The organism is bacterium, from assembly GCA_030654305.1.
Taxonomy (GTDB): Bacteria; Krumholzibacteriota; Krumholzibacteriia; order LZORAL124-64-63; family LZORAL124-64-63; genus PNOJ01.
Window position 1 is genome coordinate 1 of sequence record JAURXS010000102.1, and the last position, 2,001, is coordinate 2,001.

At 73.4% G+C, this 2,001-nt stretch carries 2 protein-coding genes; one reads left to right on the forward strand and one right to left on the reverse strand.

Features of this window, described 5'->3' with window-relative positions; translation table 11 throughout:
• On the forward strand, positions 1-1,697 hold a 1,697-nt coding region (locus tag Q7W29_02795), incomplete at its 5' end, for a right-handed parallel beta-helix repeat-containing protein (protein ID MDO9170739.1).
• A gap of 10 nt (positions 1,698-1,707) precedes the next feature.
• Here Q7W29_02795 and Q7W29_02800 read toward each other — a convergent pair.
• The coding region (locus Q7W29_02800; protein ID MDO9170740.1) for an MFS transporter at positions 1,708-2,001 on the reverse strand (294 nt) is incomplete at its 5' end.

The window sequence follows — 2,001 nt, forward strand, 5'->3', positions numbered from 1 at the left end:
CCTGGTCCGCCCCCGCCCTGGCCACGGGCACAAGCCCAGTCGCCGCCTACGACCTTCGCTACACTCCCTACGGCCAGGAAGGCACCGACATCGCAACCTGGACCCCGGCCCCCACCATGCCCACCCCGGCCTCGCCTGGCACAGCGCAGCAAGCGACCATCACCAGCCTGACCCCCGGCGCCCCCTACGCCTTCCGCCTCCGCGCCACCGTCGACGGCACCACTTGGTCCGTCCCCTCGAACCTTGTGATCGCCAGCGCCGACCCCGCCCTCGACCTCACCCCTCCATCCGACATCGCCGACCTGACCGTCCTCTGGTCCAGCGGCGACCAACTGATGGTCCAATGGACCCCCACCGGCGACGACGGCCCCCACGGCGTCGCCACTGCCTACGAGCTCCGCAGCACCGCCACCCCGCTCACCCCAGAGACCTGGGACGCCGCCACCCCCGCGACCTCGGCCCCCACGCCGACCGGCGACCATCTCCAGTGCCTGATCGACGCCCCGGCCGCAGCCGGCGCCCTCTACGTGGCCCTGCGCGCAGTCGACGACGCCGGCAACCGCAGCGGCCTCTCCAACATCGTGTCCGCGTCGCCCGCCGGCGGCCGCACCTGGCGCGTGGCCGCCGACGGCAGCGGCGACGTGCCCACGATCGCCGCCGCGATCGCCGCCGCGGCCCACGGCGACCTCATCCTGGTCGGACCCGGCCGCTACACCTGGACCAGCCAGGGCGGCGCCATGGATCCGCTCGCGATGATCTTCATCGCCCGCGACATCACCGGGATCGTCCTGGCGAGCGAGGCGGGCCCCACCGCGACGATCCTCGACGCGGAGCGGCACGGCCGGGTCCTGTTCATCCAGGGCAACAACGACGGCGTCGAGGTCGACGGCTTCACGATCACCAACGGCGTCTCCCCCGCCGCCGACGGCGACTACCCCATGGCCGGCGGCCTGGTGTTCCACCTGACCGACGTCGCGATCCGCCGCTGCGTCTTCACCGGCAACAGCGGCGGCCAGGGCGGCGCCATCTACTTCGGGGGGCGGGGTCATCCCGTCATCGAGGACTGCCTGATCACCGGCAACACCTCGACCATGTTCGGCGGGGGCGTCTACCTGATCAACTGCGAGGACCCCGTCGTGCGCCGCTGCACGATCACCGGCAACACGACCGCGGGCCGCGGCGGCGGCCTGGCCGGCGTCAGCGTGATCCTGCGTTTGGAGGACTGCCTGATCGCGGGCAACCACGCCGACACGAGCGGCGGCGGCCTGGCGATCTTCGGGTACAGCAACTACGGGGACCCGCCGACGCCGTCGCTGGCGACCGGCTGCACGATCGCCGCCAACGACGCGCCCCAGGGTGCGGGGGTGCGCATCGGCGCCATCACCGAGGAGGGCGGGACCGTGCGCAACGGCCTGCTGACCATGGAGAACTGCCTGATCGCCTGGAACACCGGCGTCGACGCGGTCGACATGGTGCAGGGGGGCCGACTCGACGTGTCATGCTGCGACCTCTACGGCGGCGGCGGGCACGGCTTCTGGCCGGCGGGGACGGCGATCCACGGGGGCAACTTCCAGGCGGACCCGCTGTTCTGCGACGCCGCGGGCGGCGACTTCCACCTGGCGGCCGACAGCCCGTGCGCCGACGCCGACGACGGCTGCGGCCTGATCGGAGCGCTGCCCGTGGGCTGCGGGCGCTGACGGCCCGCACTCAGCGCTCCTGCGCCTCCGTCACCGTCGCCGCCGGCACCACCATCAGCAGCACCGCCGCCGCCAGCAGGGCGCAGGCGCCCGAGCCGGCGAACGCCGCGACGCTGCCGAACCGGTCCCAGACCAGGCCGAAGAGCGTGCTCGCAGCCAACGCCCCGAACCCGACCAGCATGTGGTAGGTCCCGAACGCCCGGCCACGCCCACTGCCGCCCGCGAGCTCGGCGATCAGCGCCTTCTCCGCCCCCTCGACCAGCCCGTGCGACGTCCCGTACACCGCCGCCAGCGCAAACAACAG